Annotated in this window: 22 protein-coding genes, 2 tRNA genes and 2 pseudogenes; 15 read left to right on the top strand and 11 right to left on the bottom strand. The window is 45.9% G+C overall.

Going from position 1 to position 25,968, the window contains the following annotated elements:
• Both QN395_RS18920 and QN395_RS18915 read right to left on the bottom strand, forming a co-directional pair.
• Positions 1–494: TolC family protein (locus tag QN395_RS18920; RefSeq protein ID WP_323493012.1), on the bottom strand; the 494-nt coding region annotated here is incomplete at its 3' end.
• A gap of 465 nt (positions 495–959) precedes the next feature.
• Positions 960–2,501, bottom strand: coding sequence for an outer membrane beta-barrel protein (locus tag QN395_RS18915; RefSeq protein WP_323493011.1), 1,542 nt, complete (start codon positions 2,499–2,501; stop codon positions 960–962).
• 570 nt (positions 2,502–3,071) lie between these two features.
• On the opposite strand from QN395_RS18915, the gene QN395_RS18910 reads away from it, so the two are divergent.
• Positions 3,072–3,296 carry a hypothetical protein gene (locus QN395_RS18910; protein ID WP_322118524.1) on the top strand — a complete coding sequence of 75 codons (225 nt, stop codon included), beginning with the start codon at positions 3,072–3,074 and terminating at the stop codon, positions 3,294–3,296.
• Positions 3,297–3,413: 117 nt separating this feature from the next.
• Here the strand turns inward: QN395_RS18910 and soxR are convergent, their stop codons facing one another.
• On the bottom strand, positions 3,414–3,914 hold the full coding sequence (soxR, locus tag QN395_RS18905) for a redox-sensitive transcriptional activator SoxR (RefSeq protein ID WP_416352065.1): 501 nt from the start codon (positions 3,912–3,914) through the stop codon (positions 3,414–3,416).
• 80 nt (positions 3,915–3,994) lie between these two features.
• Between soxR and QN395_RS18900 the strand changes: the two genes are divergently transcribed.
• Entirely contained in the window at positions 3,995–5,089 is a 1,095-nt protein-coding gene (locus QN395_RS18900) for a questin oxidase family protein (RefSeq protein ID WP_323492707.1), read from the top strand.
• Between the two features lie 64 nt (positions 5,090–5,153).
• Here the strand turns inward: QN395_RS18900 and QN395_RS18895 are convergent, their stop codons facing one another.
• From QN395_RS18895 to QN395_RS18875, 5 genes are all read right to left on the bottom strand, one after another.
• Entirely contained in the window at positions 5,154–6,533 is a 1,380-nt protein-coding gene (locus tag QN395_RS18895; protein ID WP_323492706.1) for an LLM class flavin-dependent oxidoreductase, read from the bottom strand.
• Between the two features lie 6 nt (positions 6,534–6,539).
• Positions 6,540–7,436 carry a MetQ/NlpA family ABC transporter substrate-binding protein gene (locus QN395_RS18890; RefSeq protein ID WP_323492705.1) on the bottom strand — a complete coding sequence of 299 codons (897 nt, stop codon included), beginning with the start codon at positions 7,434–7,436 and terminating at the stop codon, positions 6,540–6,542.
• A gap of 316 nt (positions 7,437–7,752) precedes the next feature.
• On the bottom strand, positions 7,753–8,415 hold the full coding sequence (locus QN395_RS18885; protein ID WP_323492704.1) for a methionine ABC transporter permease: 663 nt from the start codon (positions 8,413–8,415) through the stop codon (positions 7,753–7,755).
• Positions 8,408–9,385 carry a methionine ABC transporter ATP-binding protein gene (locus tag QN395_RS18880; RefSeq protein ID WP_323492703.1) on the bottom strand — a complete coding sequence of 326 codons (978 nt, stop codon included), beginning with the start codon at positions 9,383–9,385 and terminating at the stop codon, positions 8,408–8,410. The genes QN395_RS18885 and QN395_RS18880 overlap by 8 nt, the downstream gene beginning before the upstream one ends.
• Positions 9,386–9,399: 14 nt before the next feature.
• Complete coding sequence (locus QN395_RS18875; protein ID WP_323492701.1) at positions 9,400–10,719, bottom strand: acyl-CoA dehydrogenase family protein; 1,320 nt, start codon at positions 10,717–10,719, stop codon at positions 9,400–9,402.
• A 334-nt stretch (positions 10,720–11,053) separates the two neighbouring features.
• Here QN395_RS18875 and QN395_RS18870 point away from each other — a divergent pair, with 334 nt between their 5' ends.
• The 8 genes and pseudogenes from QN395_RS18870 to QN395_RS18835 all read left to right on the top strand — a co-directional run bounded on the left by QN395_RS18870 (position 11,054) and on the right by QN395_RS18835 (position 18,520).
• Positions 11,054–12,904 carry a potassium transporter Kup gene (locus tag QN395_RS18870; protein ID WP_322121562.1) on the top strand — a complete coding sequence of 617 codons (1,851 nt, stop codon included), beginning with the start codon at positions 11,054–11,056 and terminating at the stop codon, positions 12,902–12,904.
• A gap of 92 nt (positions 12,905–12,996) precedes the next feature.
• Positions 12,997–13,073 (top strand) — tRNA-Arg (locus QN395_RS18865).
• A 247-nt stretch (positions 13,074–13,320) separates the two neighbouring features.
• Positions 13,321–13,590, top strand: coding sequence for a hypothetical protein (locus tag QN395_RS18860; RefSeq protein ID WP_322118531.1), 270 nt, complete (start codon positions 13,321–13,323; stop codon positions 13,588–13,590).
• 14 nt (positions 13,591–13,604) lie between these two features.
• Positions 13,605–15,047: a DUF2325 domain-containing protein gene (locus QN395_RS18855; RefSeq protein WP_323492700.1), complete on the top strand. Its 1,443-nt coding sequence runs from the start codon at positions 13,605–13,607 to the stop codon at positions 15,045–15,047.
• Positions 15,047–15,514 (top strand): annotated as a pseudogene (gene fur / locus QN395_RS18850) (ferric iron uptake transcriptional regulator). Before QN395_RS18855 ends, fur begins: the two are co-directional and overlap by 1 nt.
• A 673-nt stretch (positions 15,515–16,187) precedes the next feature.
• Positions 16,188–17,243 carry a YjgN family protein gene (locus tag QN395_RS18845; protein ID WP_323492699.1) on the top strand — a complete coding sequence of 352 codons (1,056 nt, stop codon included), beginning with the start codon at positions 16,188–16,190 and terminating at the stop codon, positions 17,241–17,243.
• Positions 17,240–18,268 (top strand): M48 family metallopeptidase, encoded by a 1,029-nt coding sequence (locus tag QN395_RS18840; protein WP_323492698.1) that lies wholly within the window; start codon positions 17,240–17,242, stop codon positions 18,266–18,268. The genes QN395_RS18845 and QN395_RS18840 overlap by 4 nt, the downstream gene beginning before the upstream one ends.
• 175 nt (positions 18,269–18,443) lie before the next feature.
• A tRNA-Arg gene (locus QN395_RS18835) sits at positions 18,444–18,520 on the top strand.
• A 200-nt stretch (positions 18,521–18,720) separates the two neighbouring features.
• Here the strand turns inward: QN395_RS18835 and QN395_RS18830 are convergent.
• The 3 genes from QN395_RS18830 to QN395_RS18820 form a co-directional block, all read right to left on the bottom strand.
• A complete protein-coding gene (locus QN395_RS18830) occupies positions 18,721–19,818 on the bottom strand; it encodes an SGNH/GDSL hydrolase family protein (RefSeq protein ID WP_323492696.1) in 1,098 nt (365 codons plus the stop codon).
• A 183-nt stretch (positions 19,819–20,001) separates the two neighbouring features.
• Positions 20,002–21,528: a family 43 glycosylhydrolase gene (locus tag QN395_RS18825; RefSeq protein WP_323492695.1), complete on the bottom strand. Its 1,527-nt coding sequence runs from the start codon at positions 21,526–21,528 to the stop codon at positions 20,002–20,004.
• A 256-nt stretch (positions 21,529–21,784) separates the two neighbouring features.
• Positions 21,785–22,678, bottom strand: coding sequence for a LysR family transcriptional regulator (locus QN395_RS18820; protein WP_323492694.1), 894 nt, complete (start codon positions 22,676–22,678; stop codon positions 21,785–21,787).
• Positions 22,679–22,814: 136 nt separating this feature from the next.
• Here QN395_RS18820 and QN395_RS18815 point away from each other — a divergent pair, with 136 nt between their 5' ends.
• The 5 genes and pseudogenes from QN395_RS18815 to QN395_RS18800 all read left to right on the top strand — a co-directional run.
• Complete coding sequence (locus QN395_RS18815) at positions 22,815–23,798, top strand: aldo/keto reductase (protein WP_323492693.1); 984 nt, start codon at positions 22,815–22,817, stop codon at positions 23,796–23,798.
• A 33-nt stretch (positions 23,799–23,831) separates the two neighbouring features.
• On the top strand, positions 23,832–24,824 hold the full coding sequence (locus QN395_RS18810; RefSeq protein ID WP_323492692.1) for an aldo/keto reductase: 993 nt from the start codon (positions 23,832–23,834) through the stop codon (positions 24,822–24,824).
• 34 nt (positions 24,825–24,858) lie between these two features.
• Positions 24,859–25,023 carry a hypothetical protein gene (locus QN395_RS18805; RefSeq protein ID WP_323492691.1) on the top strand — a complete coding sequence of 55 codons (165 nt, stop codon included), beginning with the start codon at positions 24,859–24,861 and terminating at the stop codon, positions 25,021–25,023.
• Entirely contained in the window at positions 25,024–25,239 is a 216-nt protein-coding gene (locus QN395_RS21680; RefSeq protein WP_416352066.1) for a nuclear transport factor 2 family protein, read from the top strand.
• Between the two features lie 127 nt (positions 25,240–25,366).
• Positions 25,367–25,900 (top strand): annotated as a pseudogene (locus tag QN395_RS18800) (SDR family oxidoreductase); the annotation flags it as partial.
• Between the last annotated feature and the right edge of the window lie 68 nt (positions 25,901–25,968).

The raw sequence follows: 25,968 nt of genomic DNA, 5'->3' as shown, positions 1-25,968 counted from the left end.
CGGACATCGTGCCAGTCCTGGTGTGCTGCGGTTTCCAGATAGCCGGCATTCTCAATCCGTAAATCACGTTTGCCGCCTCGCTCTATTAATTGATCTACTCTGATCGTACTGTCGACCGTTTTGTCTTTAGGCTTGCCTGCGCCGATTCCCAGCTTGGGATTAATACCTGCGGTTTGCAAGGTCAGCATGGGATTAGGCGGTGCAGCGGCAATAGTTTTCATCGCGCTGGCGGTATCAATCGCGATGTTGCCAAGTTTTAGGTCACGGTTGTGCTGTAGTGCATATTCCAGTGCCTGCTGTAAAGTCAATCGTGGCAGTGACGATACAATGTTTTGCTCTTCATACAATGACGAGACAGGACTATTTGGAGTGGAGTAAGAAGTGGCGCTATCGATTAAATTTGCTTGCGCTGATATGGGGGCTGCAAGACCCATCGTAGCAACACCCATTAAAACGACGGCACACTGGGCTTGCCATGTGTTGAACGAAATCATTGCGGTTTCTCTATACAAAAAGGCAGAGATGAAAAAGCATTTTTTGCTTTTAAAAAGATATTAGGCCTTACTTAGCATCTGTTGCGCTTGATAATTTAAACAATTTTTATTGCTTTTAAGAAGTTTTTTCAATCCTTGTTAAAGGCAACATGATACTCAATTTCAATACGATAAAAGACCTGAATCCATGGCATTGATCTGATATCGCGCAACAAAGATGTTTCAAAATGTTTCAAATATTTTGGGCGGAACTTACATAAAATTGCTTTGGCAATATGGTTTGATGACGACAATATAATTACTTTGTCATCAGATATTGATTTAGCTAAAACAGTTTTATGTAAATACTATTTTGTTCAAGACATTTAGTCATAGATTGAGATGCTTGATCAAGCCTGAAGAAATATTCAGGCTTGATTCATGATGCTTACAGGATAGTATGCTTTAGTTATTACTTTGTACAAATTAGAAATGGATTACGGCATCTATCGCAAACATTGTTTGATTAAATTTGCCCGCACCTGCTGTCGCAGTTGGATTATCGTATGCATCAATATCTGTAGAACGCTCATAACGAAGTTCTGGGCGAATAGTGATCGCTTTACCGATCCAATGTTGCCAGCCCAAGCCAAATTCGTAGTAACGGGTTTTGAAGCCCGTACGCTGACCAGTTGTGTCATCCAATACATCCGTACGGAAGGTGACTGAATCACGCGGAGAAACCTGATAACCAATATAGTTGACGAAAGCCCATTCATGCGATTTACAAGTCGCACCGTCATTAGGTCCGCATTGCGCACCCGATGGAGCACCATATTTTAAGTTGCCATAGCGTGCAGCCAACAACGCCGGTCCCGCACCTGTTACGTCATTCACGTTGGGCGTATCGTTCTGGAACATTCTCCAGTACTCACTGGACATATGCCAATTTTCATTGAACTTGTGATACCAGGTAACGACTTCGTGCTGAAGATTATTCCAGCCAAATTTTCCGTTATTTCCCAAGATAGGATGCGCGCCATTCAAACAAGCATAGAAGTTATCGTTGGCTGTATCAGACGTCCAGCCCAAGCAAGCTGCTGGCGTGAACTGACGTTCAGCTTTATTCCAGATCGCGATGTCATTACCGGCAGAGACTTCACCTTGAATCAGCCAATTTTTGTTTAGTTTGACTGTCGCAACAATACCTTGTTGCGTATAAGGATCAACCGCGTAAAGTAAGGAGTGGGTAAAGGTGTAATTGTTCGGTGCAAGCTGCGCCTCAATATCTGGTACAGAAATATAGCGACCTACACGTACATTCATCCCATCTGCAACAAATGGGGTATACCACTCGCCATACATCATGACTGGATCAAAGCCGTATTTCCGGCCTTTATCTGTGTATTGATCGCTAAATACGCCTTTGGAGAAAGTATATTTATAGTCAGTACCGTACAAACCAGTCACACGAAAACCCCAATCGTTGTGATCTTTTTGTACTACGTCAGGCACACGCTCAACATAGACTGCAACTTGATTCAATTGAAACGAATTAGCTGCATAGTCGTAAGCAGCAGGGTAATTTCCGCCAGTGCCAGTTGTAAAATTAAATTTTGATTTTGATGTACTAATGTTGTAACTAGGTGCTATCCAGCCATAGACAGTAATGCGCGAATCTTTCCAGGCTTTTCCATTTGGACCACAATAAATTGTGTCCATTAGCGGGCCATAGTATTGGTTGTCATAACCAATCGTTTCAGAACCACCAATCGGCCAAGTTGCGAATGGATACGGTGGGCTGGACACGGGAGGTGCCTGCACATCTTTGCGCCAGCTCGGGGCTGCGTCAGCAGGATCGCCATTCCATTTCAGGTAGTCGCTATAGGTTGTGCTAAACCTCTCTGAGAAACTCTTTGAAGCAGAATTTTCTGGGCATCCCTCTGCTGCACCACTCTGTGCTAACGCAATATTGTTGAAGGCTAAGGTACTAGCCGCAACGAATGCGAGTGACAACATTTTTTGCATTTTATTTTCCCTGGAGTTATAAATTCAAATGTATCAACGACGTGTTGTTACACCAGTTTAAAAATCAGTAATCGATTAATTAAATGGTCATGCTTTGTGCCTTAAAAATTTTTTTAGGACCAAAAAAACTGCCAATTCAATTTATTCTGAACGAGGAGAAGATTACTAGGATCGATATAAAAAAAATGCAAAAAGTCAGTTGATGCTTGTAAATTTTATGTAAACGAACCGATTAATTTGTCATTAGTGAAAAATAGATATTAGGTGCATTAAAATTTTTTTTATAAAAAATTTACGAATAAATTCCATTTTTTTTCAATTTATTTATATGGATTTTGTTAAATTTGCTTTGCAGTTTTTATTCCAATATCAGCTATTAATTATTGTCAAGATTAAGAATATTTAAATCAAAAAATTTCAAATAATATTCTGATCAGTATTTTTTATTCTATGAAAATTGGAAATCGTCATAGAGAAAATTATGTATTTAGTCAAATGTCATTCTTTGTTTTTCGCATAAATCCAAAGAATTTTTAAGTTAGTAGTAAAGTCAAATATTGAAAGTACCAAATGAAATATATTTCTATCTGCGTTACCTGCATCATAGCGGCGAGCTTCTCTTTAAATGTTATCGCTGCGGAAGATCAGTTTTTAGTTCAGCAGGCACATAAGAATCAATTAGCACACGAATCTAAAAAAACAAAAACTATTGAAAAGTCAGCAGAAGACAAAAAACACGCTGCATTAACATCTGAGATAAGTAAAGATAGTGTTTCACCAAAAACGTCAAAGTAATGTTTTTTTGTGATTAAATTTTCTTAGCCAGAAAAATAATTGTTTTACTTTTCTTTATTAATCTCTATTGCTTTGACCAAGTGTGCAGATATAGCGAAATATGAGAATGCGTTTCAGTCATTTTATTGCTGTATCTCCGTTTAAATAACGCGCACCGTTACCACGTTGAGCCGCAACGTCGCCTGGGTTATACAGCGAGCAGGATTTCAGTGAGAGGCAGCCGCAGCCTATGCAGGACGTGAGTTTGTCCCGTAGCGCAACTAAGGCATCTATGCGCTGCTGGAGTGTCGTTTGCCATGAGGATGACAATTTTTCCCAATCTTGTTTTGTCGGTGTGCGTTGTTCGGGCAGTGACGCTAATGCTGATTTGATTTCGCTCAGGCTCAGACCCGCAGTTTGCGCGGCACGAATAAAAGCGATACGCCTCAATACTTCTTTTGGAAACTGTCTTTGTTGCCCCGCATTGCGTGAGCTGGTGATCAATCCTTGTTCTTCGTAATATCGTAATGCACTAGCTGCGAGTCCAGAGCGTTTTGCCAAATCACCAATGCTAATCAGATTCTCGGTTGATTTTTTCACCGTAATTCCCTTTGTCTCAGCTTTTAATACACGCATCATAGTTAACAAAAATTATCCTTGACTTCAAGTGTACTTGAACTTGTATGCTTATTTCATCAAAAATTGTTAAGGACATTGCGATGAAAAAAGGTTCAACAGAATCTGTCAGGGATTACTCCTCATCTGAGCTTTTAGACCAGCTGCTGGATGCCAGTGCTCATTTTGCGTTGGCATCAAAAGGTAAGACTAATCACTGTCCTATGGCATTGATCGCGTTAGCGAAGATGGGAGCCAGCCCAGAACGTTTACAACAGTTTTTTAGTATGTGGCAAAACACTTATGCGCTGCCAATGCGAATGAGTCAATGTAAAGTGACTGCTGATAACTGGCAACGGCAGCTAGGAAAAGTGGATAATTTCATGCCCTTGCGTGCTTATTTTATGACGGCGATTTCTGCCCGCAGTGCTGATGAGGTATTGATCGAAGTGTTAAGTCAGATCCCTTTTGCGCCAGCAACGGCGGCGTTCCATGCCTTGATTCGCCTCGCATATGGTTTAGATGCGCATCATATTGGAGAAATTGCCGCCGGACTGGCACATCTTATGGTGTCGAATCTGGACATTAAGATAAAGAGCAATCAGCCGCAGTTTGCTGTTACAGCGGAGCAAGCATTGGCCCAGTTGTCGCTATTGTACAAAGCCAATCCAAATCTGTATGTGGGTGATTCGATTGTCGGTAGTCTTAAAGCGGTGGTCGCCGATCCGCGCTTTGCTGATGGCCTCTACCTGATCGAAAATCAGTCTCAGTTATTGAATGAGATGATGCGTGAGATGACAAGCTTAGCAATCGTCGCCTACTGGAAAAGTAAAAATTTTACTGTGCTGCATATGGTCACGGCGATGCATGCTGCGCGTATTGTATTTGCTCGTTTGCCGCAGAATTTAGTCGTCGTCTTATTGCCGCAATTGTGGGTGGCTTTTTGTGCCGCCTATGTGTCGGTAGGAGCACCCTCGCTACCATCACTCGTTTCTGCCGAGCGTGAGGCAGAATTAATACTCAATTCGTTGTACCGAACATCTCCAGAACAAGCCTGGTCAGATTTATTTGCTAAGGCGATTCAGAGTGATAACGACCATGTCATCAAGTTGACTCATACCTGCTATGAACAAAACCGGATTTATCCATCTCCGTTGTATCTGGCGACCATAATCAGGCTGTTGTCCAAAACTGATTAATCTATCTTGTGGATTTCTCAACACAAGTTTTTTAGGATACATTCGACCCGATCTTAAAAGTAATTTATGCGGATTCCTGAGACTGGATTCTGATCTGCCGTCCAATATGATTTTCAGGCAAGCGATTTCCTGTGCCAAATAACTGGTCGCGCAGTGTGCCGCCGATATAGTGGTTACGATAGCGTTCGCGTTTTTGCAGCTCGGGTACGATGAAATCAACCACGTCGGCCATACTGTCATGTGATACAGCAAACGCCAGATTGAAACCGTCTATCCCGGTTTCTTCTACCCAATCGATCAGTTGATCGGCGATTTGCTGTGGGCTACCGATCAACACCGGACCACGTCCGCCAAGGCCGATAAACTCTGCCGCTTCTCTCACTGTCCAGCGACGTGTAGGGTCAGCCTGGCTGAATGATGCTAATGCCGATCGGCCGGCATCGTTTTCCATATATTCAATTGTGGCATCCGGATCATATTTACTAAAGTCCACACCAGTCCAGCCCGACAGCAACGCGAGTGCTGCGGTAATGTCGATATGACTGCGGTAGTCGGCATATTTGGCTTGGGCTTCTTCTTCGCTTGCGGCTGTGATGATCAAGGCCTGGGCGTATATCAAAATGTCATCGGCATTGCGTCCGGCTGCTAGTGTGGCGGCGCGCAAGTCTTGTACATAATGTTTGACTACGGCTTTGCTGGGGCCACTGACGAAAACGCATTCGGCATGTTTGCCTGCAAAATTTTTACCGCGTCCGGATGTACCAGCTTGGAATAACAAGGGAGTGCGCTGGGGCGATGGTTCACACAAGTGGAAACCTGGCACGCGATAGTTTTCTCCATGATGACGAATTGCGTGAACCTTACTTGGATCGGTAAATATGCCGTTGACTTTATCGCGTACGACAGCATTGTCTTCCCAACTTTGTTCCCAAAGTTTGTATACGACTTCCATATATTCTTCTGCGATGTCGTAGCGTGCATCGTGACCAATCTGATGTTCTAATCCCAGATTTCGTGCTGCGCTGTCAAGATAGCCGGTGACAATATTCCACGCAATCCGTCCTTTGCTCAAATGATCCAGTGTCGAGATGCGGCGAGCAAATGAGTAGGGATGTTCATAGGTCAGTGCACAGGTCACGCCAAAACCCAGGTGCTGAGTGGCATGCGCCATCAGCGGTACCAGTGCTAAGGGATCATTCAGCGGAACTTGCACACCGCCACGCAATGCTGCGTCGGCATTCGATTGATAGACGTCATAGACACCGAGTACATCGGCTAAAAATAGTCCGTCAAATAAGCCACGTTCTAGCAGTTGCGCCAGACTGATCCAATGCTCTGGATCTGTGTAACGATGGGACTGGTCACGTGGATGTGTCCAGAGACCTGGCGACTGGTGCCCAACACTATTGATTTGAAATGCGTTAAACCGGATCTGCTTTGCCATGGTTGATTATTTTGCACTCACAGTTACAGCCTGCTGATTTAAGCGGCTTTGATTCAATGCTTGCTGATAGTCTGTTTTAACAAAGCGAGCAAAGTGCTTGTTAGTGATCTCAAGAAATTCACGTGAACGGTAGGCGTCCGCTAAATCCTGAACCCATTTACTTCCTTTATCGGCAGTACGCACTGCGACTAGATTTTGGTAAGTCGCGGAAGTTTTTTCTAATGCCAGAGCCTCACTGATTTTCAGACCCGACGCAATCGCAAAGTTACCGTTGATGAAAGAGTAGTCAGTGTCATCCAGTGAGCGCGGCAGTTGCGCTGCCTCTAACGGGACTAGTTTGATCTTTTTGGTATAGGACGCGACATCTCTTTCTGAGACGCGTATTGGGTCATAGCCTACGCGCAATTTCAGCCAGTTTAATTGTTCCAGCACGACCAGTGCTCGCGCTTGATTAGTCGGGTCATTTGGCAGCGCCACGGTTGCGCCATCTTTGACTTCATCCAGCGTTTTATGTTTTTTACTGTAGATCGCAATCGGTGCAGTGGGTACTTTGATGACTTCAGTCAGCGCCAATTTATTTTCAGTAGAAAACTTGGTCAGATAAACGATATGCTGAAAAACATTCGCATCGAGTGAGCCTTGTGCCAGTGCGAAGTTAGGTTGGATGTAGTCATTAAATTCGACAATCTTTACCTGATATCCTTTTTTCTCCAGGATTGGTTTGATACCTAATTTGACTTGATCCGAGTAGGGCCCTGCAGTTGCACCGATCACAATTTCTTTTTTTTCTTGTGCCAATGCGAGTGGACTAAATATGTTCGTTACCGTGATCGTAGAGCTAATGGCAACACTAGCGAACAAGCGCAAACTAGAGCGACGGCGATTGGATGCAGAGAGTGACATGGAAATTCCTCTTGAAAAAAATTTTAGGTTCTTAGGAAGCAAACATATTGGGAATAAATGATTCAGAAACAGGATGCTGCGTGCTTTCGATCAACAGCGTGATGAACGACGATGAGGAACACCACTGGAGCACCAAAACTCAGATGATTTAATCGCTGGTATTGGTTCATTTTCAATATACTCCCCATTATTTTTATAAAATATGCTCTATTATCCAATGATTATATGGACGATTAAAATTACTCCTATCCAGTATATATTTTTGGATATGCTTAGAGAATCATAGAAAGCAGCATGCGCTAGACAATTAGAGCGCTCAGCGATGATCAATACGTCGCGCAACTGTGTTGCCGACAAACTGAATTATTTGTACCAGTACCACCAAAATAGCGATGGTAAAAACCATCACGTCGGTTTGAAAACGGTAGTAGCCATAACGTATCGCCAGATCGCCGATACCGCCGCCACCCACCACACCCGCGACGGCGGAATAAGACAAAAAGCTGATCGCTAATACGGTAAATCCCAGTACCAGGCCAGACTTGGATTCCACCAGTAAAACGCGCCATATAATTTGTAATTCTGATGCGCCAATGGCGTGGGCTGCCTCGATCACACCGCGCGGAATCTCACGCAAGCTTTGTTCTACCAACCGGGCAAAGTAAGGAATGGCAGCAATCGACAATGGCACTGCCGCCGCAGTTGGGCCAATTGAAGAGCCTACAATCGAACGGGTAAACGGCACCAACGCGACCAGCAAAATAATGAAGGGAAAAGACCGCACCGTACTCACAAGCCAATCCAGTACCGTAAACACCGGACGGTTGGCTAGCGATTGCCCCGGTCCGACTAGGTATAACAAAATACCCAACGGTCCGCCAATTAGTACCGCCGCGCTCAGACCAATGCCTAGCATCAAAAACGTTTGAGCGATAGAGATCCAAAGCTCAGGCAAGATATTCAGAATATTCTCAGACATGTGCTAACTCACGTGGCTGCTGAACTTGTAATCCTTGCCTTTGTTGCTGCTCTATTTGTTCAGGGCGATTGAATTGGGATAGCGCCTGCTTTTCAGCACGTTCTTGTTCCAGAATACTTCGTGCAAATTTGGCGTAATGCACTAGCTCTTTTCCCAACGCTGTTTTGCGCGGGGTGATGTTATCGGCGAGTGCAAATTGCTCCGCGATGGCACCGTTTTCTATCACCGCGACGTGCTCGCATAACTCATGTACGACCGATAGTTCATGCGTGACGATTACAATCGTGACGCCGAGGCGTGCATTGATATCGCGCAGCGTCGCCAACAATGCACGCGTAGTTTCGGCATCTAAGGCAGAGCTGGGTTCATCACATAACAATACTGTTGGGCGGCTGGCCAGTGCACGGGCAATCGCTACACGTTGTTTTTGCCCGCCTGATAATTGTGATGGATAGCTATTGGCTTTGTCTGCCAGATCAACCAGAGACAAACATTCTTGTACACGCTCTGCGATTTGCGTACGGTTTAGTTCACCATGGATTTTTAAGGGCAGGGCAATGTTCTGAAATACACTGGCATTCTGCAATAAATTAAATTGCTGGAAGATCATACCGATGGACTGACGCGCTTTCCGTAATGCCGATTTATCCAGTGCGGTCAGATCAAGCTGATTCACGGTGACAGTTCCGCTATCTGGTCGCTCCAGTAAATTGATCAGGCGCAGCAAAGTTGATTTGCCTGCGCCACTTTTTCCAATCAGACCAAAGATATCGCCAGAATGTATTTGCAGCGACACGTCTTTGACTGCATCAAACTGTTTACCTGCAGGCAGCACAAATGATTTTGATACCTGATCAAGCTGAATCACGAAGTCTTTTTCAAGCGATTGCTTGCTGACGTGCGTGCCGTTTGCCGTTGTTGCAAGCTTGGCGAATTTGGTCGCATCAAATAGTGTAGACAATTGAGACATGAGGGGCGTCCTGATCACGAGTAAGGTGTAGGCTCTGGCAAACTGCCGCTGAGAACATAGCGACCCAGATCACGCAGTTTGTAATCGATAGGGTCGTGCAATGTGTGTACACGGACGTTGCGCCAGAAGCGGTCATAGCCATAACGTGCACTCGTCGAGCGTGCACCGGTGATGTCAAACATTTGGCTAGATACTTCCAGTCCGGCTTGATGCGACAGGCATTTGGCTTCTGCCACGCTGATCGCCAGTTCACCACGATCCTGCGCCGTGATTGCTTCTCCTTTATTCCAGACACGTTGCAGGTGCTCCGCTGCCTGATCTGCCAATGCAATTGCAGGGCGCACTGATAACCAGAGGCTGCCAAAACGATGTTGGACATAAGGATCATCAACCGTGCTTTGTACGCCAGAAGCAAACCAGGGGCGTGCTTCATCTCGGCTGTATCGTCTGGCTTCATCAAAAGCGCCTAAACCTATGCCTAAATACAGATTGGTCATGATTAATTGTGCGACCTGTGAGCGTACGCTGGCTTGTGCTGTCGCCGCTGTGCCGGGCGCCAGTAAAATCTCTTCTTTGTGCAAAATTACATTGGTAAAGACTACATTGCCGCTATCTGTCTGGCGCTGACCAAATGCATCCCAGTCGGGATTGATCTGGATGCCGCTGCGATTGCTCGGTATCGCTGCAATCAGAGGACTTTGGCTGGCTTCATGCCATGCCGATATGGTGAGTAAATCCGATCCGACCGAGCCGGAGGAAAAACTTTTAATGCCGTTAATTTTGTATCCGCCGTCGCTAGTATCCGTGACCGCTTCAGTGACCGTGTCAGCAAGCGCGTGAGCAACAACACGTTTATCCAATGGATTTAAGGCATTGCCCCAAAACCAGCGGTTGTTGACCGTGTTGGTGAAAAAAGTACGTTGCTGCGTTTTATCGCCATACAGCTGCACACCCGCCAGTTGCAGATGATGGAACGCAAACACATGCGCCAGTGCGCTATCGACTTTGGCTAAGTCACGAATGGTCTGAAAAATCTGCGGCCAGGGCGCACCTAAGCCGCCGTATTCTGCGGGAATTGATAAAGTGAGTAAGCCACTATCGCGTAGTAATTCTCTTTCTGCTGCTGCGTGACCACCAGCCCGGTCGCGCCCGACGGCAGTTGCTGCTAGTGTTTTTGCGATTTCTGCTGTGACGGCAGAGACTTCAAAGAGCGAGCTTGCATGAAGATGGTTTGGCACGCCAGCACGCAATGTTGCTGACGCTAATGGTGCCGAAGTTAATATGCTTGGCTTTAATGAAGCCGATGTCAAGGCAGAGTGAGATGAGTGGGGCATAGTATTCTTTACAGATGTCAATGCCAAAATTATTCCATTGTGTCCGCCGCAGTAAAACGAATCATTTCAACTTTAGTTATGCGAATTCTGGATTCGACCGCCTGTTTCATTCTGTTGTCAAGGTTTTCGAGGTGGTGAATATAGGTATTGTTTTTATTGACAGTTCAAAAGAAACTTTGCAGAGTGTGGTCTGTTGTTGCTTAACCCCATAATGTTTTGATTCCTGAAATTGGTGCTTGAATTTCGCTACGGAATCACCTATTGTGCAACGCACCAAGAATAACAAGGTACACAATTGGCTAATTTATCAAATAATCAACACGAAAAAAGCACAATGGCGGGGCTAACGCTGGCAGCAGTCGGCATTGTCTACGGCGATATTGGCACCAGTCCTCTTTACACGATGAAAGAGGTGTTTTCAAAAGAACACGGTCTACCTCTGAACGAAGCCAACATTTTTGGCGTGGTATCGCTGATCTTGTGGGGATTGTTCATCATCGTTGCGATTAAATATGTCACCCTGATTTTGCGAGCGGATAACCGCGGAGAAGGTGGGATTATGGCGCTGACCGCATTGGCGCTGGAATCAGTCGGCAAAGCCTCCAGATGGCATTTTTTACTCTTTGTGATTGGTTTGTTCGGCGCTGCGCTGTTTTATGGCGATGGTGTAATTACTCCCGCGATCTCTGTGCTATCAGCGATTGAGGGGCTAGAGGTTGCTACCCCCGCATTTTCTCCTTATGTGGTCCCCATTACTTTGGTGGTGTTGATCGCTCTGTATGCGGTGCAAAGCAAAGGATCTGCGGGTATTGGTAAATGGTTCGGTCCGATTATGGTGATTTGGTTTGTCGCCTTGGCTGTGATGGGCGTAATTAATATCATCAAAATGCCAATGATTCTGGGTGCGTTAAGCCCGTTGCATGCAGTACGTTTTTTAGTGTCTAACGGGTGGCTAGCATTTTTAGCACTAGGCGCAGTAGTGCTGGCATTTACCGGTGCTGAGGCTTTGTATGCAGATATGGGGCACTTTGGCCGCAAGCCAATCAGAATGGCGTGGTTTATGGTGGTGTTTCCTGCGTTGGGTCTAAATTATTTAGGGCAGGGCGCATTATTGATCGTCACGCCGGACGCTGTTAGCAATCCGTTTTATCAGCAATTGGGTGCCTGGAGTGTTTATCCTTTAGTCGCTTTGTCTGCTGTTGCTACTGTGATCGCATCACAGGCAACTATTTCTGGCACTTTCTCCATGACTAAGCAGGCGATTTCTTTAGGTTTTATGCCAAGAATGAAGATCGTCCATACGTCATCGCAAGAGATCGGTCAAATTTACATCCCTGCGGTCAACTGGTTGCAGTTATTGGTGGTGGTGGCAGCGGTAGTCGGTTTTGGTAATTCTTCTAATCTGGCATCTGCATACGGCATTGCTGTTACTGGCACGATGTTGGTGACGTCGATCTTAACTTTCTTCGTGATCCGTTACGGCTGGAAATACAATCCGATTCTTTGCTTTGTCGCTACCGGATTTTTTACGACGATTGATCTCGCATTTTTCTCGGCCAATGGCTTGAAATTCTTCCATGGCGGCTGGTTCCCGGTGGTATTGGGCATCATCATGTTTACCGTAATGGTGACCTGGAAGCGTGGTCGTGAGCTGGTATTTGATAATCTGAAAAAGCATGCGATTCCGCTGGAGGCGTTTCTATCTTCCTTATTCGTATCACCGCCTGTGCGGGTCGCTGGGACCGCCATCTTTTTGCGCGGCGAGTCCGACGGCGTGCCTCATGCGCTGTTGCACAACTTGTCGCACAATAAAATTCTGCACGAACGGGTTATATTTTTAACTTTGCATAACGAGGATATTCCTTGGGTGCCGGCCTCAGACAGAGTCAAAGTGACTGATCTGGGCCATGATTGCTACCAGATTGATGTGTTTTATGGCTTTAAAAATGAACCAGATATCCCCAAAGCGCTGGATTTATGTGAACCATTTGGGCTGACATTTGAGCGGATGGAAACTTCTTACTTCATCGCGCGCCAGACGATTATTTCAAGACCGAATAGCGGTATGGCCTTGTGGCGCGAATGGCTGTTTGTCATCATGTCTAAAAATTCACGTGATGCAGCAGATTATTATCAAGTACCAACTAATCGCGTAATTGAAGTCGGTTCTCAGGTTGAAATTTAAACTACTTTAGTTTGCTGAGAGCCTCAAAAACGCTTGAAAAATAGCGTGGGGGCTTATCAAGCGAATTTGGCTATGCTATACTTTCCTTTTTCGCGGCTGTAGCTCAGCTGGATAGAGTACTTGGCTACGAACCAAGGGGTCGTGGGTTCGATTCCTGCCAGCCGCACCAGATTCAAGGGACTAGATGCAAATCTAGTCCCTTTTTTCTTTGGTGGACGGGTTCATGCGGTTTTTGGGAGATATTCTTCTTAGAACTCTAATTTGCTTCCTCGTTATCATTTTTGATTAGTTGATATTTTATAAATGTCATCTTTAGAAGATACATCAATAAAACATAGTCCCAGTCAAAATATAAATGCGAATCATTATCATTTATTGATACAATAACTTCTCATTTACCCGTGAGGAGTTATTTCATGTCACACAAAACCAACTATGTAGAATGTCGCCAGACCTTGGTCGCTGCCAGCGATGTAGGTCATGTGACGACTTGTCCCGAGTGCGGACATGTGCATTTGAATTTGCGCGCGGTCACGGTCAGATTTGAATTAGATGCTTTTCGTGAACTGACCGAGATGCTGAGTTTTGCCCAAAAACGTTTAGATGTTGATCCAGCTTTGCACGATTCTGAATCGTCTGAATCTCGGGTACTTGCCACTGACGGTGGCAATAACATCAGACATTAACCGGAGGGCAGCTCATGTGCGAACTAGGTAAAAAAGCGAATAAGCCAGTAAATCTGAATTCTAGCCCGAACTCCAGCCCGAATTTCAACCTCAATTCCAAATCAACTTCAAACGCTAATTCCAGTCCAATTGATCTCGATACGATTTCTCAACGTTTGGCTGCGAAGGGATCGCGTCGCCGTCGCTTATGGGAGTTGCCATATCATGCGTTATGTCCTGTTATCGGGGTTTGTTTGTCTATCACGGTCTTGCGTCGTCTGGTGGATAAGGCATTAGGCGGGCAGACGGTTGCTGATGATTACGAATTACATTGTGGTGCGATAGCTGACTGCAAATTTCGCACGGCGATGACGGAGCGTTTGCAGGCAGAGTTAGAGCGCCGTTACGCGATTGCTTTGCGTCAGTCATCACAGATTAAGACAAGCGAGGCGCTGTCTGCCTGGTGGTCGCAGGGACAGCACAGCGCAGATGTTGCTGGCGTATTATGGGCAACGCTGACTCATGCGCGCTGCGATAATTCTTTAGAAGAACGGGTGTTAAGAGAAATCCATATGCTGCAACATCAGGTTGGCACAGCTGATCGTGTTAGCAGCCGACGTTTTATTGAAATGCAGGCTGATTATGAACACGCTAGCAAAGAGTTGGCCGCCCATCAAGAGCGCAATACCCGAATCATCGCCGCCAAAAGTGCTGCCATTGAGCAATTGCAAACCGATCAAGTGCAATTGCATGCCAGCTTGATTGGCAAAAATACGGTGATTGCTAGCTTGCAACATCAGATCAAGGAGCTGGAAGCAGGTTTCCCTGATTTACGTGCACGACAAGAGCAGGCACGTCATATTGATATGCAAATGGCACGCATTCATGATTTAGAGAAGCAGCTTGCCAGCATGCAGCGGCAGCAATCCCAACTGGAGCAAGCTCAGCAAGTCCATCAATTGCAGCAACTGCAGCAAAAAGCAGAGGCAGATATAGCAACCTCATTATCTGATCGCTCAGCACAGTATGAAGCGAGTAATACCCCCGCTAATTTACAAAACCTTGGCCTACAAAACCGGTCGATATTATGTGTTGGCGGACGTCCGAACATCGTCCCGATGTACCGACAAATGATAGAGCGTACTGGCGGACATTTTTTACATCATGACGGTGGTGATGAGGATAATGCCTCTTTACTCGGCGCTAGTCTTGCGGCCGCCGATTTAGTTATTTGCCAAACGGGTTGCGTCAGCCATGGTGCTTATTGGCGAGTTAAAGATCATTGCAAAAGAACAGGCAAACCCTGCGTGTTTGTTGAGAAACCCAGCGTTAGTAGCATGGCACGCTGCCTTAAGGATATCCAGCTAAAAAGTCAGCCTAATCAATCCAATCAAGCAGCTAAACACAGCGGATCAGTTGGCTACCAAGAAGAACAGCTAATCTCAGAAGTCCAGAATGACGGCACAGGCGATGAATGATGCGATCCACACTACAACATAAAGAGACACAGGTGGTTGAGCGAACTTGCGATCAGGATTTAAAAAATCTTGGCTTAAAAAGTACCATCCCAAGGCAAAAAATATTAGAGGTGATACGCACTAGCAAGCAGCGCCACCTCAGCGCGGAGGACGTGTACCGACGCTTGCTGGAGCAAAACGTGATGATCGCCTTAGCAACCGTTTACAGAGTGTTATCGCAATTAGAGGCAGCGGGAATTCTGGCGCGCAATGTATTTGAATCAGGTAAAGCGATTTATGAAATTAGCGAGGGCGGTCATCACGACCACCTGATTTGCCTCGACTGCGGCACGGTGATTTAGTTCGCCGACGATGTAATTGAATCACGCCAATTACAGGTTGCCCAGACACACGGATTTCAATTGCTTAGACACCGGTTAGTGCTGTATGGAACCTGTCCGGCATGCTGCAAGATTCACCATACTTAGGTCGCCATGCTTAAACCAGCATCATTTCAGGCTTAGCTTGTTTAAGGGCTGAGTTAGTGTAATCGGGTGCTCAATCAGAGCGCGGCATTTACCTATTTCATTACCCGACTTAATTATCGAATTATCCGTGTGCATTAAATTACATAAAAATATACTCATTGCTGTATATTTTTACGTCCAATAAATCATTGGACATAAAGGATGTATTTGGCATATACCCCCTCATTTTTACTTATTTCAAAGTGAGTGAATATGCTATTCAGTCGATGTCAGCCATCAAATAGAACAATAAAACGACCACCGCGGAGAAAGCGACTGATTTGGCGAAGATGTGCTAAATATGCAACACAACTACAATATTGACGAGTTTGCAATGTTTTTGTTGCTCTGAGTCTCTTTTACTGTGTGCGCCTATGGCATAATTAAATGGCAAGCTTATTGTTAGGCAATACAAACGATGCGCCTGACAAAAGACCATAAAAAAGCTTGATGTCTAAGTAGTCGCCCCATCCAAACAAAAGCGAACTTCATTTCACCTCCACTTAAGGTTTTAATCCATGCAGAATCTATTCGATCACTCTTGTGACAGGTTTCTGGGCGTCTGTTTTTAGACGACTGCCATCAATAATTATGATAACAATGTTGCAATGATTAACCTGGCAAACGAGGTGGCATGATGCAAACCAATACGGATTCCTCAAAAGTCTCTTTAAGTTTTACCGGAACAGGCGGCGAATATTTTCGTATCTGGATCGTCAATCTTTTACTGACCATCGTCACCTTGGGCATTTATTCAGCCTGGGCTAAGGTAAGAAGAAATCATTATTTTTATTCGAGTACCCAGCTTGCAGGGGCTAGTTTTGAATATCACGGTAATCCGATTGCGATTTTAAAAGGTCGTATTGTGGCGTTTGTTTTTGTAACGCTGTATCACTTTGCTTTTAAGTTTTCTACCGGTTTCGGCTTTTTGATGTTGATTGCGCTAAGTGCAGTGATGCCTTGGTTGCTCTGGAAAAGTCTGCAATTTAAACTGTATAACTCCAGTTTCCGCGGTGTGCGTTTTGGTTTTCGCGGTACCGCCAAACAGGCTTATATCAATTATTTAACGTGGCCATTTTTTGCCTTGATCAGCTTGGGCACCCTGGTGCCTTTGGTGCATCAACGGATTAAGCAGTTCCAACATAATGAGAGTCGTTTTGGTACAACGCATTTTTCTTTCGACGCAAAAATATCGCGCTTTTATCTGAATTATTTAATCGGATTTTCTATTCTTATCGCTGGTATTATCGTAATTACTTTAGTATTTTTTTTACCAATCTTGGCACAACTTGTATCTGCGTGGGCAGGGCGGTTTGCGAGACAGACGTTTGACCATATAGTTATTCTGTTCGTTGCAATTTATTTTTGGTCACTCACTATCTACCCCTTGTTTTTAAGCTTGATACAGAATCTGATCTGGAATCACACTAAGCTCGGCAATCGACAAATGTATAGCCACATGAAATGGGGACGTGTCACTTTCATTTATCTCACGAATTTGCTCGCTATTGTTTGTACCTTGGGTTTGTTTATTCCCTTCGCTCAAATACGTATGATGCGTTACCGTCTGGAATCTATCTCGATTGAAATTGGTGATGGTTTAGACCAATTTGTAGCCGACGAAGCAGCGCAGGTTTCTGCTACCGGTGAAGGTATGGCCGATTTATTGGACTTTGATTTATCTTTATGATGCCTGTTGCAGCAAATTATTTTGATGGCAAAACATCGCGTGCCCACCACGTCTATTTAGAAGTGGTCGGGCAGATTGCGCAGCTGACTGGCGATGTACAACTAGAGTGCTCGCTTGATCAATTGCGTGTTTCAGAGCGCACCTCCAATAAGGTGCGTAAAGTTACCTTCCCTGATGGTGCTTACCTCGAAGTAAGCGATCCAGAAATGCTGGCAGCCTTAGCTAATTTATTGTCAGCCACCGGACATAGTGACAGCCTGATCGTACGCATGCAACAAAGCTGGCGTGCGACCTTGATTGCTGTTGTCAGTACGGTGGTGTTGATTAGCTTGCTGTATGTTTATGCCTTGCCTGCAGCTGCAAAAATAGTCGCTTTTGCTCTGCCAGAAAAAGTAGAGCGGGCTTTAGGCGATGGTGCGCTGACATTTTTAGATGAGCATTTTTTTAGTCCTACGAAGCTTTCTGTGGAAAGACAAAATGAACTGAGTACACGCTTTGCTCGCCTGCGTCCAGTTGAAGACGATAGTCCAGCTTATCGACTATTATTTCGCAAAAGTAAAATTGGTCCCAACGCACTGGCCTTGCCATCGGGTGAAATTATTTTGACCGATGAGCTAGTTAATTTATCTCATAACGATGATGCAATCATGGGCGTACTAGCGCATGAACTGGGGCATTTGCACGAACGTCACTTAAGCCGTCGGGTGATACAAAGCTCAGCCGTTGCCGCCGTTGCCGTCGCCTTGTTTGGCGATGTTTCTACCGCTGTTGCCAGCTTGCCGCCTTTGCTATTAGATTTAAAATATTCCCGCGATGCCGAGCGCGAAGCGGATGCTTATGCCTTGGCGATGTTGGAAAAAAATGGTATCAGCTCCAATGCGCTAGCAGATTTATTTGCCGATTTAGAAAAAAATCATAGTGCAAGTAATCCTTACTTATCCAGCCATCCAAGTAGCGCAGAGAGGATTATGTTTTTGCGTAAAGGCGATCAAGATGGAAGCAGGCTAAACAAAGCAGCGCAATAAATCATTGAATAATTAGCGTAGTATTTTATTCATTTGGAAATGTAGTAAGTCCTGCTTTAAATTAGTTTTTGATACTTAATTTTGGTGAGGTTGGCCATTATTACTGCAATGTAGAGGATTTTTGCCACCGCTTAGCTTTGTATTTTTCAATTGCTATGCTATAGTGTCGATCTTCGCGGCTGTAGCTCAGCTGGATAGAGTACTTGGCTACGAACCAAGGGGTCGTGGGTTCGATTCCTGCCAGCCGCACCAGATTCAAGGGACTAGATGAAAATCTAGTCCCTTTTTTCTTTTGTCCTAAGGGTTTTGTGACCCATTTGTTCACTCAATGCTTGAATACCGTGTTGCCTGGCCCTGTCCAAATCAGTTCCGCGATTTATCCATTTAAGGCATGCAAGCAATTTAAATACCCAACACGTTTAAACACTTAATTAAACACTTAAAAGCCGAGCTCACCATTTCATTTTTTGTTTGATCAAAGTGCTTAGCAAAGCGGCATTAGTTTGATGTTGCTTTACTCGTGGATGCGCGTCATAACCGGTGTATGGGAAGAAAATAGTGTCTATTTTTTCTTTGTTATTTTCGTTCTTAATTCGCGTCACTGCCGCAGTAATATAGCCTGGCCACTTCGATCCTTCCTTGGTCGCATCCATGCTGCCTAAGGCGCACACAATATACGCGTCACGATATTTGCTACGAATAGTTTTTACAAAGTCGACATAGGCCTGAATGCGCTGCTCATCCGAAGGTTCAGGGTTTAAGCGATGCTCTATCTCAATTAACCAACGATCATTCTGGAATAAATTGATCACCACCACATCAGGCGTCCAGCTTGAAAAATGCCATTTAGTATCGTTGCGGCCATACGCGTTTAATTGATCGTAGAATTGCGGCATGACAAATGGAAACCAACTCACCATCACGCCTATACCGCTTTGCGACGTGATGTGCATTTCTGCATTGAGAGTGCGCGCCGTGATTGCGCTATATGCCATAAAATTATTTTTATCTTTCGCCAGATTATCTTGGGCGCCATCGGGGGATTCATTGCCCATTCCACTGGTGATCGAGTCGCCAAAAAATTCAATCTTCCGTTTTAGTCTGACGGGTGGCGGTAATAATTCTGCACCATCCGCTAATATAAATTCTTTGATTGCAGTCGCGCCATCCTCACCCTCAGTGCGTTTTGTCAGCAAAAAGCTGTGTTTTCCTGGCGCCAGATTGTCAGCAATTAGATAGGTTTTTTCACCTGTTTCTGCTTTTAATATCATCGGGTGGTTTAAGTCGTGATCGATGAAGACATTGAAGTAATTTCCTCCAAATTGATCGACCAAAGTGACTGATAAATATTGGCCGGTAAAGTTTCCAGCAACGCTGGAGCCTGGCCAAGACAGGCTTGGTGCATAGACATTGCTGAAATCAATCCGCCCCGTGTATTGTAAATTTTTATCGCTACTGGATACTTTGGTAGCCGCATGAGCCGGCGATAAAATCGCCAGGAATACAATCGTTATTACAAGATTTTTGCTCAAACAAAATAAATTCATCATGTCATTGTCAATTCAATTTACATCATCAGGATTGCAGCGGTATGCATTATGCATCGCTCCGTCAGCAACGTCATATGAACGCGATATATTTGCTCACGAATGCTAAATGATCATCCGGGATGCTTTATCCAGAATGATCATTGCGCATTAAGCGAGTAAGTTCAAATCCTTATCGTACAGCGCTCAGTTTTTTATCAGACTGAAGTCATCAGCGATCACCCAATTATTCGCGCTGGCAACCGTATAGAGTCCCAAGTCGATCTTTCCGTTGCTAACGACGATGTTCGGTATTGTCACTTGCTGCCAATTGGAAATCGCTGTGTTGAATCCCACGTTCAGCTCTGATCCGCCAAAATTCTTGACATAGATCTGAGCGATACTTTGTCCACCGCTGCTCATGACCCAGGCTTTCAGAGTGTAGGTTCCATTCGGCAGGCCAGTCAGACTCTGATAGCGGCTAGCGCTATAAGCTGTCGTGTAGCTTAGCTTCATCGACCAGCGTCCAGTATGTCCACCGAGTACATTGGCGTTCGGATTTGCGCCGCCTGTCAGATTAGTCCAGGTCGACCAGCCAGCCAGATCGTTCTGCGCGACCCTGTCGGCCTCAAAGCTGGAGTTGAGAATATAGTTATTGCCCGCACCCACTGTCCAGGCGCCAGTTGCCGCATCCAGATTAAACTGGCTGACGGAGTTGAGCGTCGGTGTCGTCCCGCTAAACGATATTGGCATCCATTGATTGTAGCCCAGCCCGTTACCGGCGAAGTCGCTCCAGCGATCACCTGCAAACAGGATTGTCGTACCGGAGCTACCATTAACTGGAATAAAGAAACCGGTTTGAGTCACATGCGAGAAGTCGGCATCTGTTCCACCCATCACAGCCTCTGCCGTGTATGGTCCCAGTATTGAATTAGCCTTGAGATAATAAGTATGCGAAGCGTTCCATCCATGTAAATCTGACGAGCAGAAATAATAGGTGCCGTTGTATTTGAACATGGCATTACCTTCGCGCCCTCCCGAGGTACTGGTGGAGATTAGCGAAGCTGGCTCGATATTGAGCGAATCGGAAGCACGCAAAGCGGCTACATAAGCATTAGCGCGTCCACCCGCGTTACTGAAAATCAGATAGGACAAACCAGTATCGTCAGTAAACACGGTCTGATCACCTGTACCGGTTGAACCAACATTGGTGATCTGTGTCTGCACATGATGATAGATGAAGGGTCCGGCAGGTGAGTCGCTGGTTGCAAACAAGACTGCATTACCGGTTGCCGTGCTGTAGTACTGGGTAATCAATACATATTTTTTGGTATTACTGTTATAAACGACGCCCATACGGCCGATCCAGTTGGACGGATCGAGCACGCTGCCCGCCGCACCGGCACTCATCATATTGCCTTCGAATTTCCAGGTCGCCAGATCGGTCGAAGAATAAGCGGTAATCGCATTGAAGCTAATGTCAGAGTTCTTGGCGACAGGGTTGGCAGCATAAGTCACCGCGCCGTTGTACTTGACCCCATACCAGTAATATGTGTTTCCTACTTTAAGAATGCCACCGCCTTGAGAATAGATGGGATTCTTGCTTGTATCCTTCCAAAATACGTCGTTCTGTATAGTCTTCGGCGCGGCCTGCGCGGGTGATACAACTGCACATACCAACGCAACACTGACGATCGCGATGCAACGACCGATGAAGCTCAGATAGTCATTCATTTTTTGTCTCCTATCTAAACCACGGATGAGCACCGTCTTATTCTATGTAAGACGTGAAATGCAAATCCGCAGTTGAATCTGCAACACCCGCGGAGTCCATAAACTCCGGCACATATCGCCACACGATTATGCGAAGCAATAAGGATTTTTCACAAATCCCATATTCATATAGCAAAAGAGATTTTTTATATACGTATGGAATTACTTAGCAGATTGTGACTAGCGATATCACACCAGCGATATCACACCAGCGATATCAGGCGCGGTAACGTAATGCCTCAACCAGCAATGCAAATGCTGGCGAGGCTTGGCGCCGGCTAGGGTAATACAAGTGATAACCGGCGAAAGTAGGGCTCCAGTCTTCGAGTACCGGCTGCAGACGTCCCTCCGCGATATGCTCGCGCACCACATCCTCCAGCATAAAGCCTAGACCCAGACCGGCCAGCGTCGCCTTGAGCATATGAGACGTACCACTGACAACCAACTGACCATCCACGCGGACATTGAGTTCTCGCTTCCCTTTCTTCAACTCCCATGCATACAAACCACCTAATGTCGGTAAGCGAAGATTGATGCAAAGGTGATCGGTCAGGTTTTGTGGCGTCTTAGGCGGTGATTTTTTTGCGAAGTAAGAGGGCGCACCGACGACAATCATCCGCACATCGGGACTGATGCGTACGGCGATCATATCCTTTGCCACTTGTTCACCTAGCCGCACGCCGGCGTCATAGCGCTGCTCAACAATATCGATCAGGCGGTTATCCGAATTAATCTCGACTTTGATATCAGGATATTGCGGCAGCAGTGTTGCCAGCTTAGGCATCAGGATAGCGCTGGCGGCATGATCAGAGGTGGTGATACGGATAGTCCCGGCGGGCTTTTCACGCAGCTCGCTCAAGGCCGCCAGCTCTGCATCGATCTCTTCAAACCGGGGAGTCACCGTTTGTAATAGCCGCTCACCGGCCTCGGTGGGCGAGACGCTACGTGTGGTGCGCGTCAGCAGCCGGATACCTAGGCGCTCCTCCAGTCCGCGCATCGTCTGGCTCAGTGCTGACTGAGACACCCCAAGTTGTGCCGCAGCACGAGTAAAACTCCGCTCGCGTGCGATGGCAACAAAAGCAATCAGATCATTCAAATTTTCTCTGGCCATATATTAGTATTTCTAATAAGAACATGCTGATTATACGGTCTAATCAAATCCTCCGTTGGCGCGTAAAGTGGCGTCATGTCATGAGTACTTAATGAGCTCAACACGATGCCCAACGCTGTAATGCAAGGAGATTCAAATGCAAAAACGTCAATTAGGATGCACTGGCCTGGAAGTATCTGCCATAGGATTGGGTTGCATGGGATTAAGTTATGGTTATGGTCCGGCGACAGATCAGCATGAGGCAATCAAACTCATCCAGACGGCAGTCGACCGGGGTGTAACTTTGTTTGATACCGCAGAAGCCTATGGCCCGTTCTTTAATGAAGAACTTGTTGGCGAGGCACTTGCACCATTCCGCGACCGAGTGGTGATCGCGACCAAATTCGGATTTCGAAACGGCAATGTCAACGATGGATTAGACAGTCGCCCTGAACGCATCAGAGAAGTGGCCGAGCAGTCACTCAGACGGCTTAAGACAGATCGTATTGATCTGTTTTACCAACATCGCGTCGATCCCAACGTGCCTATCGAAGATGTTGCCGGCACGGTCAAAGATTTAATAATAGAGGGCAAAGTAAAGCACTTCGGTTTATCCGAGGCAGGTGCGCAAATCATTCGCCGCGCTCATGCCATCCAGCCTGTTGCGGCAATACAAAGTGAATATTCCTTATGGTGGCGCGAGCCAGAACAAGACATCCTGCCGACACTGGAAGAGCTTGGTATCGGCTTCATACCTTTTAGCCCGCTAGGTAAAGGATTTCTGACCGGTGCCATCAACGAAAATACAAAGTTCGACAGCAGCGATTTTCGCAACACAGTACCTCGTTTCAGTTCCGATGCGCGCAAGGCAAATCAGAGTTTAGTCGGTCTGATAGAAAAGATCGCATCCGAGAAGAAGGCAACGCCAGCCCAAATTGCGCTCGCCTGGTTACTTGCACAAAAGCCCTGGATCGTACCGATTCCCGGTACCACCAAACTGCATCGTTTAGAGGAGAACATTGGTGCAGCCGCCATCGAACTGACGACCGGTGATTTGGATGAAATCGAGAGCGCTATTTCCGCTATCACGGTACAAGGCGGCAGATATTCAGAGGACCGGCAAAAATTCGTCAATCGCTAAACAGAAACTAATATCAGTCAAAGGAAATAGACAATGCAACAGCGCAAACTTGGCAATACTGATCTGACCGTCTCAGCCATTGGACTCGGTTGTATGGGATTAAGCTTCGGCCTTGGCCCCGCCACAGAAAAAAACGAGGCAATCAAAGTGATTCGCTCAGCCGTTGATCGTGGCGTCACACTGTTCGATACTGCCGAAGGCTATGGGCCATTTCTGAATGAAGAACTGGTAGGTGAGGCGCTGCAACCAGTTCGCGATCACGTGATCATTGCTACCAAATTTGGTTTCAGGATTGACGAAAAAAATGCACTGGTCGGTCTCGATAGTCGTCCCGAGCACATTCGCGAGGTTGTCGAAGCTTCACTCAGACGACTTCGTACAGATCGTATCGATTTGCTATATCAACATCGAGTTGATCCGAATGTACCGATAGAGGATGTGGCAGGTACCGTCAAAGACCTGATACAGGAAGGTAAAGTAAAACATTTTGGGTTGTCTGAGGCTGGACTGGACAATATCCGCCGTGCTCACGCGGTGCAGCCCGTTACTGCTATTCAGAACCACTACTCGCTCTGGCAGCGTGAACCTGAGCGAGGTGCATTAGCACTATGCGAGGAGCTTGGCATCGGCTTTGTGGCTTGGGGACCTCTCGGTCAAGGATTCCTGACCGGCGCGATTACCAGAGAGATGAAATTTGATGATCCCAACGATCTCAGAAAGGATTTCCCGCGCTTTACACCAGAAGCATTAGAAGCCAACTTCAAGGTAGTCGATTTCTTGAAGGAATTTGCTGCAAGCAAGGGTGTTACCCCGGCACAGATCGCACTGGCCTGGCTGCTTGCACAGAAACCTTATATCTTACCTATTCCTGGAGGTACCAAAATCGAGCATCTGGATGACAACCTGCATGCAGCCGAGTTTCTGTTGGCACCAGATGATATGCGCAAGATTGACGATGCCTTTTCTAATATTGATATTAAAGGTGCCCCGCTATCCGAGGGACTTGAGTCGCAGATTGACCGCTAGCAGAGATGAACCTTACTTAAACACGGAATGACCCATGCTTCAATCAAAAGAAATGTCAGCGGACACTGAAATACTGAAGCTATCGCTGGAAAAATTCAATTGGAAAACACAAGGACGTTTTGATGTGCTGGCAGATTTATTTGATGATGCATTAGTCTTTATTCATCTGACGGGAGGCGTTACTTCGAAAGACGCCTAGATCAAAGAGCTGAAGACGGGAAGATTTGTTTATGAACGAATTGATCAAAAAGAGGCTTCAGTCAAGGTGTATGGTAATACAGCCGTTTTAGTGGGCAAGGCTACTTTCGTCGTTAATGGCAATAACATCTACAAACTAATCTATACCGAAGTCTATGTAAAGAAGAGTGAAAAATGGAAGCTAGTCAATCTACACACTACCTCGACATATTTTTGAAACAGGGTGTAAGACAAAAGTAGCCAGCTAAGAAAAACAGTGACCCCATACACCTATTTTGGTAATCAACAAATCAACAGACCTATCCAAAAACTCAGTTAAATTGGTGTCATTCTAGGAGTCATTGATGAGCAATAACATCGAGGGAAAAGTCGTCGTCATTACCGGCGCAAGCAGTGGTCTGGGCGAAGCGACTGCTTCGCATCTCAGCGTACTGGGTGCAAAACTCGTACTCGGCGCGCGGCGTGTAGAACGCATCAATGCCTTGGCAGATCAACTGGCAGGCAAGGGTGGAAAAGCAATCGCACTGGAAACCGACGTCACTCAGCGTGATCAAGTAAAGAAACTGGTCGACGCGGCTGTGCAAACATATGGACGCATCGACGTCATGATTAACAATGCCGGATTAATGCCGCAATCATTGCTAGAAAATTTGATGATCGACGACTGGGACCAGATGATTGACGTCAATATCAAAGGGGTGCTGTATGGCATTGCAGCAGCATTGCCTTATATGCGGCAACAAAAGTCGGGTCATATCATCAATGTTTCTTCTGTCGCGGGACACAAGGTTGGTCCGGGCGGCGCCGTGTACTCGGCGACCAAACATGCAGTGCTAGCACTATCGGAAGGACTACGTCAGGAAGTAAAACTGTCAAACAGCGTGCAATACTTACCAGATTAGGGGTGGAAACAGCGTCCAAAAGTTTCCACCCTAGTGTGTCACCA

The sequence above is a fragment of the Undibacterium sp. RTI2.2 genome, assembly GCF_035018705.1.
Taxonomy (GTDB): Bacteria; Pseudomonadota; Gammaproteobacteria; order Burkholderiales; family Burkholderiaceae_D; genus Undibacterium.
This window is presented reverse-complemented; position numbering and strand designations above follow the sequence as displayed.